Origin of the sequence: Robiginitalea sp., from assembly GCF_049588695.1 — a bacterium.
Taxonomy (GTDB): domain Bacteria; phylum Bacteroidota; class Bacteroidia; order Flavobacteriales; family Flavobacteriaceae; genus Robiginitalea.
Map to the genome: position 1 here is coordinate 1 of NZ_JBAVZJ010000155.1, position 8,711 is coordinate 8,711.

Here is an 8,711-nt window from a genome sequence, read left to right on the forward strand (position 1 = left end):
GCCATTCTTATTGATGTTAACCGTAAAGATGTTCTTTTGCTTAATGACAACATTTTCATCTGGCGGCTCCATGGGCGGAAGCATACGATCCAGCCCTGCATCGGTCTCAATGGTCGTCGTAACCAGAAAAAATATCAACAACAGGAAGGCGATATCCGCCATGGATCCTGCATTTACTTCCGGTGGTCCTCCTCTTCTGGGCATAATCCTCGCTATTATTTATGACTTAAACATTTTCTTAACGCCTCCCCAAATCATCGAGCCAACAGCAATGATGACCAAAAGGAAAAATACGTTTAATCCGGTCCCGATATTCTTTACGACAGACTCCGTAGTGTTTATACCACGTCCTGCCATGGTTTCTACCGTACCATCAGCTCCATTGGAAAGCACATAGGAAAGGCCTATCACAACGATAAAAGCAGCCAGTCCGATAAGGGTTTTTTTCAATCCCTGGGGGTTGGCAAACATATGCTTAAGCCCAAAAAATACGCTAAACAATACAGCGGCACCTAAGAGGAGATACGTAATCATGAACATCCAATGCATGGATCCGCTTTCCACTGCCTCGCCTACAGGGGCGTCTGCACTCGGTAACTGTAGCCATAGGATAAAGGCTCCTGCTCCCAGAACTGCCAATGCAATTTTTACAATCTTATTAATATTCATAAAATGGGTCTTAAGGTCCGACTTATTTGTTGTGATCCACCAGCATATCGATCAGTGTGATCGAAGAATCTTCCATATCATTTACAATACTGTCAATCTTGGCAATGATATAGTTATAGAAAATCTGAAGGATAATGGCCGTTATCAGACCGAAAACCGTCGTCAGAAGTGCCACCTGAATATCCCCTGCAATAAGGGAAGCACTAAGGTTACCCACAGCGCTAATTTTCTGGAATGCCTGAATCATACCGATTACCGTTCCCATGAACCCAAGCATGGGCGCAATTGCGATAAACAGGGATAACCAGGAGACGTTCTTCTCCAACTGCCCCATTTGTACTCCACCGTATGCCACAACCGCCTTTTCCGCAGCTTCGATGCTGTCTCCGGCACGGTCAAGTCCCTGATAGTAAATAGAGGCAACAGGTCCGCGTGTATTTCTACAAACTTCCTTTGCCGCTTCAATCCCTCCTGACTCAAGTGCATCCTCAACAGACTGCTTGAGTTTTGTAGAATTGGTGCTGGCCAGGTTGAGATAAATAATCCGCTCGATAGCTACCGCGAGTCCGAGAATCAAACACAAGAGAACAATTCCCATAAATCCGGCGCCCCCCTGAATAAATTGCTCTTTAAGAACTTGGGTGAAGCCGCGATCCTCAGCAGCCGCAGCTGCCTCATCCTGAAGCATAAGAGTCGCTGTGGCCAGGGTTGAAGACATATTCGAAGGAATGACATTCGCATTTGCGCTTACCGTATTTGCACTGAGGACAAATAGCCCAGCCATGGCCAGGATGGAGAATAATTTTTTCATTTTTTCAAACTTAAATTTAGATTAGTTATAGGGCTAAAGATATAAAAAAAATAGAACTAAAAAATTTAATTAAACCTTCCTTTACTCAGGAAAACATAAAAAAAACCGGGCATTTGAATCAAATAAGACAAGGTTCATACTTTTCCTTGCATAATTCGCAACTCAGTCCTTAGTTCAGCAGAGAGGAAGGGATTCGAACCCTCGATGCACTTTTGGTGCATACACACTTTCCAGGCGTGCGCCTTCGACCACTCGGCCACCTCTCTAAGTTACCCGAAAAACGGGGAGCCCAAGAAACAAAAAAAAAGGGATTATATAAAATTAAACCGGGAAATTTAAGTCATTTCCCCCCTGAGTGAGGTCTCGAAAATCGTTTTAAACGACTTCGAAGAGACATCCCTTCCCAACATATACATAAGTTTGGTAAGGGCTGCTTCCGTGGTAATATCTTTGCCATCAATGATCCCCATTTCTGCCAAAGCAGCGCTGGTAGCGTATTTTCCCATCAGTACACTTCCCCCCGGACACTGTGTGACATTGACAATATGCAGGCCCCGGTCCACGGCTTTTTGGAGTTCTTCGATGAACCAGGATTCCGTACTCGCATTTCCGGCCCCGTAGGATTCCAGGACCAGGGCTTTCATTTCAGGATTCCCCAAAAGTCCATGTACCCAGGAAGGGTGAATACCCGGAAATAGTTTTAAAAGACCAATGCGGTTGTCCAGGTCGGTGTGCGGGCGTAGTTTTTTATGGGATTCAGATCGCCAGAGGTATTCCTCTTTAATTCTCAAATGGACCCCCGAAATACCCAGGGTCGGATAATTCGGAGAATCAAATGCCTGGAACTGTTCGGCACTCATCTTGGTCGTTCGGTTTGCGCGGTAGAGCTTGTTTTCAAAATACAGGCAAACCTCCTGTACTACCGGGCGACCCTCAAGGTTCAGGGCGGCAATCTGAACCGAGGTAATCAAATTTTCCTTCGCATCCGTACGCAGGTCTCCGATAGGGAGCTGAGATCCTGTAAAGATAATGGGCTTGGAGAGGTTTTCCAGGAGAAAACTCAATGCAGACGCCGTATAACTCATCGTATCGCTACCGTGCAAGATCACAAAACCACTATAGGAATTGTAGTGTTTTCCGATCAGGTCCACCAGCAATTTCCAATGCCCGGTGTTCATGTCTGAAGAGTCTATGGGATTGGGAAATGATATGGTTTCGATTTCACAATCCAACTGATAGAGTTCGGGGATTTGCTCTAACAGCTTCCCAAAGTCAAAGGCTTTCAGTTGCCCGGTTGCGTAATCCTGTACCATTCCAATGGTACCACCGGTGTAGATCAGGAGTATTTTTGGGAATTCTTTCACGGCTCAGTCATTCATTTAAAGGGTTACCGGAGCGCTCAGCCTCCAAAAACTGCTTTGGCATTTGCCGTGGTTATAGATGCTATTTCCGCTTCGGATGTCTGGTAGATTTCAGCCAGGCGAGCCGAAACATTCCGAATATAGGAACTTTCGTTTCGTTTTCCCCTATAGGGTACCGGAGCCAGGTAAGGCGCATCGGTCTCCAGTACAATATTCCCTAATGGGATATGTTGTAAAAATTTATCTATACCCCCGTTTTTAAAAGTGACTACTCCGCCAATTCCCAGTTTCATATTCAATGAAATGGCATGTCGGGCCTGGGCTTCTGTCCCGGTAAAGCAATGGAAAATCCCGAAAAGGCGATCATCTTTTTCATCCTCGAGAACCTCAAATATCTCGTCAAAAGCCTCCCGGCAGTGAATGACGATTGGAAGTGCGAACTCTTTAGCCAGACCTATCTGATGCCGGAAAGCCAGGGTTTGCTCTTTCAGCAAAGACTGGTCCCAATAAAGGTCAATACCGATCTCTCCTACGGCCACATACGAGCCGGTACGGAGTTCCGATTCCACCCATTCGAGTTCGTGTTTGAATTCTTTGCCTACGTGGGTAGGATGCAAACCGGCCATCAGTGACATGCGATCCGGATATGCGTCTTTAAGGGACTTCATCCCAGGGGTGTACGACGAATCAATAGCCGGTAGGAAAAAGTGATCCACTCCGGCCTCCAGGGCCCGCTGAATCATTTCATCCCGGTCTTCATCAAAGGCCTCAGCATACAAATGGGCATGGGTATCGATTAACTGCATAGGACAAAAATAGGACTATCTTTACCAAAAAAAATGCATGCCTTCCCTTAAAAAGTTTCTCAAGCGAAAAGGATTTGTACCTGTAAAACTATCTCGTACTCAAACCGATCATTTTGAAGTGAAAGCAACCTTGAACGGGATAAGTGGAAGTTTTATTTTGGATACCGGGGCTTCCAATACCTGTGTGGCCCTGGACACAGCAGAACGCTTTGGATTAATCTCAGAACCTTCAGATATCCTGGCAGCAGGTGCCGGGTCCAGTGAAATGGAAGCGCGGATTTCCACCGGAAATTCTTTCGAAATCGGAGGGTGGAAAAAGAAAAAACTCCGGGTAGTCCTCCTGGATCTGAGTCATGTGAATTTTGCCCTGACCTCCCGGGAATCGGAGGCTGTAGATGGTATTATCGGAGCAGACGTCCTTCGAAAAGGAAAGGCTGTGATCGATTATAAAAAGAAGACGCTGTATTTAAAGAAGTAGGCTTTTTTATCGCATAGTTTCCGACAGCCCCTTCAGCAATTCTCCTCAAATAAAAGAGCCCGGTAATTCTGCCAGGCTCCTGAGATTTATACGGTTGGTGTCCTTACAGTTCCAAGGCTTTTTCAACGTCCCCATCCATAAGATGTTCCGAAGGGTTTTCAATGGCTTCTTTAACGGCTACCAGAAAACCGACAGATTCCTTGCCGTCAATGATGCGGTGATCATAAGACAGGGCTACATACATTACCGGAGCAACTACAATGGCCCCATCTTTAACAACAGGGCGTTCCACGATGTTGTGCATCCCCAGGATTCCGCTTTGGGGGGGATTGATAATCGGAGTCGATAACATAGACCCGAAAACGCCACCGTTTGAAATCGTAAAAGTGCCACCTGTCATTTCGTCTACGGTAATCTCACCGTCCCGGGCCCTGATCGCCAAACGCTTTACTTCGGCTTCCACACCCCTGAAAGTAAGATTCTCGGCATTGCGGATTACAGGTACCATCAGGCCTTTTGGTCCGGAGACCGCAATACTGATATCACAAAAATCATAGGTAATCATCTCCTTTCCATCGATCATGGAATTTACCGCAGGATACATTTGAAGTGCTCGTATGACGGCTTTGGTAAAAAAGGACATAAAGCCAAGGCTTACACCGTGCTTTTCTTTAAATACTTCCTTGTATTTTGCCCGCAATTCGAATACTGCGGTCATATCCACCTCGTTAAATGTCGTTAACATGGCGGTTTCATTCTTGGCAGAAACCAGGCGTTCGGCAACTTTTCTCCTGAGCATGGAAAGCTTACTCCGGCTCTCGCTCCTGGATCCGCCGCCGGGGGTACCCATGGAAGGTACTGCGCTGACTGCGTCTTCTTTGAGGATGCGCCCGTCTTTTCCAGTACCCTTTACCTGGGTAGGGTCAATGCCTTTTTCTTCGAGGATTTTTCGGGCCGCCGGAGAAGGCGTACCGGTGGCATGCGTCGCCGGTTGTGATTTCTTTTCTTCCGGGGCCCTGGGAGGATCCGCCGGTTGTTCGGTAGCTTTTTCAGCCGCAGGCTCCGCATCCCCCTCTGGTTTGGACGCACTGGTATCGATAAGGCAGACCACCTCGCCCACGCCTACAGCATCGCCTTCCTCGGCCTTAAGGGTAATGGTCCCACTGGCCTCTGCAGGGAGTTCCAGTGTGGCTTTATCGGAGTCCACCTCAGCGATGGCCTGGTCCTTTTCCACATAGTCTCCGTCACTTACCAACCATTCGGCAATTTCAACCTCTGTTATAGATTCCCCCGGAGAGGGAACTTTCATCTCTAAAATCATGCAGTGCAGTATTTAGTGTTTTAATCGATACGTTTTATAAAATCTTCTTTTACCGGCATGTACTCTTCCCGGGGCGCTCCATTGACCAATATACGGCTGAATAACAATCGTGCGCCCGTTGCCTTGTGAATGTCGCGGGTGTTCTGCAGTTGTAAATGCAGGTGGGGCTCCGTGCTGTTCCCGGAATTTCCACATTTTGCCAGAACCTGACCTTTTTTCACTTTATCCCCTTTTCCCACAACCAGAGAACCTTCCTTTAAATGGCACATCAGGACATACTCCCCCGCTGCTGTTTGCAGTACCAGGGTATTCCCCGTAAGCTGGATCGGATTTGTTTCCCCAGGTACATTATCCGGAACCCCATCTACTTCCATTGCTACAGTAGCATCGCATGGCGCCAGAATTTCCGCGCCAAAAGCGAAATAGCTTTCATTGTTATGGGGATCTCCACTAAAGGAGGCCCCGTCTGCCACCTTCAGGATATCGTAGGCAAATTGTTGATTGATATCGCCCATGTGATAATTCAAAGCCTCTGTCTCACCTCCCCAATACACAAACCATTCCCCCTCGAAGGGCAGGTCCATAGGAGTCGTATTTCGCCTGAGGATTATCTCAGGATCGGCTTCCCCGACAACTTCTCCAAACCGCGATTGCTCATCTTGCCCGAAGACAGGTGCAAGTGTAAGGCAAACTAAAAGAAGGGACAGGTATGTCATTTGGATTTATTGGTTTTTAGCGTCGTCAGGGACTGGTTGTCTTTTTCCCTGTCAAAGACGTAATCAATGACCTGTTGGTGCCGTAATTTGGATCGAACCGCACTGCCGGCAGCAGGAGAGGCATAAAATCGCCGGGAGGCCACACGAAATTGGCGGGCATCCGGGAAATGCATTAATAAATGACTCCAGGCTCCCATATTTCTGGGTTCTTCCTGAGCCCAGACGATATCATCTGCCTTTTTATATTTGGATAGGATCTCCCGAATCTGTTCACTGGGCACGGGGAAAAGCTGTTCCAATCGCACCAAAGCGACATCATCCCTTTGGAGTTCCTCCCGGGCAGCCAGGAGATCGTAATAAAACTTCCCGGTACAGAAAACCAGTGTTTTTACCCGGTCTTTTCGCGCCTCCTCATCATCGATAACTTCCTGAAAACTCCCCTCCGCAAAATCAGCTACAGTGGAAACACATTTGGGGTGTCGCAATAAACTTTTTGGTGTAAATACAATCAGGGGTTTGCGATAATTTACAAGCATCTGCCGCCTCAGCAGGTGGAATAAACTCGCAGGTGTACTGCAGTCGGCCACAAACATATTATCTCGCGCGCAGAGTTGCAGATAACGCTCCATTCGCGCAGAAGAGTGCTCTGCCCCTTGTCCTTCATAGCCATGGGGCAATAACATCACCAGGCCATTTTGCAACTTCCATTTATCCTCGGCTGAGGAGATGTACTGATCGATCATAATCTGGGCCCCATTGCTGAAATCCCCGAACTGGGCTTCCCAAATGGTCAGGGTATTCGGACTTGCCATGGCATATCCGTAGTCGAAACCGAGGACTCCGTATTCCGATAGCAGGGAATTATAGATCTGGAAGCGGCCCTGTTCTTCTTTGATCTCATTGAGCAAAAGGATTTCTTCTTCGCTGTCTTCAACCTTCACCACGGCATGCCGGTGGGAAAAAGTTCCGCGTTCCACATCCTGACCGGTCATCCGCACATCATATCCCTCGTCGAGTAGCGATCCATATGCCAGGAGCTCGCCCATGGCCCAGTCCAGGGTATCGGTTTCAAAAAACATTTTACGCCGATCGCCAATCAGACGTTCAATTTTTCTCAGGAATTTTTTGCCCTTGGGGAGTTCGGAAATAGCCCTGGCGATAACCTCAAGTCGCTCCCGGGGGACCGACGTATCTACCCGGCGCATCATTTCCTCTTCTTTCACCCGCTCAAAACCACTCCACTCATCCTGCATAAACGGCTTGATAACCGTCCGCTCTTCTTTACGGCTATCCTCCAATTCTACTTCAAGACTCTCTTTGTACTTCTTCTCCAATCCCTGGACGTACTTGTCGTCAATAACGCCCTCAGCGATCAGTTTTTCCGCATAGATATCCCTGGGATTCTTATGGGTGGAGATCATTTTATAGAGTTTGGGCTGGGTAAACCGGGGCTCATCCCCTTCATTATGCCCATATTTGCGATAGCCGAGCAAATCCAGAAAAACATCACTGCGAAAACGCATCCGATATTCCAGGGCAAAAAGGGAGGCGTGTACCACGGATTCGGCATCATCTGCATTTATGTGTAATACAGGAGACAAGGTTACCTTTCCCACATCCGTACAATAGGTAGAGGTTCTTCCATCCAGGTAATTCGTGGTAAAACCGATTTGATTATTGACCACAATATGGATGGTACCGTCGGTGCGATACCCGTCGAGCCCTGCCATCTGTACGACTTCGTAAACGACGCCCTGGGCGGCAATTGCGGCGTCCCCGTGGACGAGTATGGGGAGGACTTTAGAAAAGTCTTCTGGATAATGCGTGTCTTGTTTGGCCCTGGCAATGCCCTCTACAACCGGACCGACAGCTTCAAGGTGTGAGGGGTTCGGGGCGATATTCATATTGATGAGCTCCCCGGAATCCGTCCGGCGTTCAGAGGTCCATCCGAGATGGTATTTCACATCCCCATCGAAGATTTCCTGCTCGTAATCCTTACCATCAAACTCACTAAAGATATCCCGTGCCGCTTTTCCAAAAATGTTCGTCAGGACGTTGAGTCGGCCCCTGTGGGCCATACCCATCGTAAACTGGCGAACCCCGAGTTCCGCTGCCCGTTCGACTATGGCATCGAGGGCCGGGATCAAACTTTCGTTCCCCTCGAGTGAGAAGCGTTTCTGCCCCACGTATTTGGTGTGCAGAAAATTCTCAAAAGACACCGCCTCATTGAGTTTGAAAAGGATGTGCTTCTTTTTGTCAGCCGTAAAGCTGGGGTGGTTGTCGTTTACATTGAGCCAGTCCTGTATCCACGCGACGCGCTCTGGTTTGCGGATGTACATATACTCCACTCCAATGGCATCGCAGTATATCCGTTGTAAATGCTGGATAATCTCGCCAAGTGTATTGGGTCCAATGCCTAAAACCGACCCTGCGTTAAATACCGTGTCGAGGTCTGAGGGCTCCAGGTCAAAATTTTCAATTCCGAGTTTTGGGGTGTACTTTCTCCGCTCCCGAACCGGATTAGTCTCAGTAAACAAATGCCCCCTGGA

General features: G+C 48.0%; 9 protein-coding genes and 1 tRNA gene. 1 reads left to right on the forward strand and 9 read right to left on the reverse strand.

Going from position 1 to position 8,711, the window contains the following annotated elements:
* The 6 genes from WBV75_RS03650 to WBV75_RS03675 form a co-directional block, all read right to left on the reverse strand.
* Positions 1-204, reverse strand: a 204-nt coding sequence (locus WBV75_RS03650) for an ExbD/TolR family protein (RefSeq protein WP_424119299.1), incomplete at its 3' end; no start/stop codon positions are given.
* A 15-nt stretch (positions 205-219) separates the two neighbouring features.
* Entirely contained in the window at positions 220-669 is a 450-nt protein-coding gene (locus WBV75_RS03655; RefSeq protein WP_424119300.1) for a hypothetical protein, read from the reverse strand.
* Between the two features lie 22 nt (positions 670-691).
* Positions 692-1,480, reverse strand: a complete 789-nt coding sequence (locus tag WBV75_RS03660; RefSeq protein WP_424119301.1) for a MotA/TolQ/ExbB proton channel family protein — start codon at positions 1,478-1,480, stop codon at positions 692-694.
* 178 nt (positions 1,481-1,658) lie between these two features.
* Positions 1,659-1,746: transfer RNA gene (locus WBV75_RS03665), tRNA-Ser, on the reverse strand.
* Between the two features lie 69 nt (positions 1,747-1,815).
* Positions 1,816-2,844 (reverse strand): asparaginase, encoded by a 1,029-nt coding sequence (locus WBV75_RS03670; RefSeq protein ID WP_424119302.1) that lies wholly within the window; start codon positions 2,842-2,844, stop codon positions 1,816-1,818.
* A gap of 35 nt (positions 2,845-2,879) precedes the next feature.
* Positions 2,880-3,647 (reverse strand): TatD family hydrolase, encoded by a 768-nt coding sequence (locus WBV75_RS03675; RefSeq protein WP_424119303.1) that lies wholly within the window; start codon positions 3,645-3,647, stop codon positions 2,880-2,882.
* A gap of 37 nt (positions 3,648-3,684) precedes the next feature.
* On the opposite strand from WBV75_RS03675, the gene WBV75_RS03680 reads away from it, so the two are divergent.
* Complete coding sequence (locus WBV75_RS03680; RefSeq protein WP_424119304.1) at positions 3,685-4,125, forward strand: retropepsin-like aspartic protease; 441 nt, start codon at positions 3,685-3,687, stop codon at positions 4,123-4,125.
* Between the two features lie 103 nt (positions 4,126-4,228).
* On the opposite strand, the gene odhB is transcribed toward WBV75_RS03680, so the two are convergent.
* From odhB to WBV75_RS03695, 3 genes are all read right to left on the reverse strand, one after another.
* Positions 4,229-5,446 (reverse strand): 2-oxoglutarate dehydrogenase complex dihydrolipoyllysine-residue succinyltransferase, encoded by a 1,218-nt coding sequence (gene odhB / locus WBV75_RS03685; protein ID WP_424119305.1) that lies wholly within the window; start codon positions 5,444-5,446, stop codon positions 4,229-4,231.
* Positions 5,447-5,466: 20 nt separating this feature from the next.
* Positions 5,467-6,162 (reverse strand): M23 family metallopeptidase, encoded by a 696-nt coding sequence (locus WBV75_RS03690; protein WP_424119306.1) that lies wholly within the window; start codon positions 6,160-6,162, stop codon positions 5,467-5,469.
* Positions 6,159-8,711 (reverse strand): 2-oxoglutarate dehydrogenase E1 component (locus WBV75_RS03695; protein ID WP_424119307.1); only part of this gene is annotated, 2,553 nt, incomplete at its 5' end. The genes WBV75_RS03695 and WBV75_RS03690, both read right to left, overlap by 4 nt.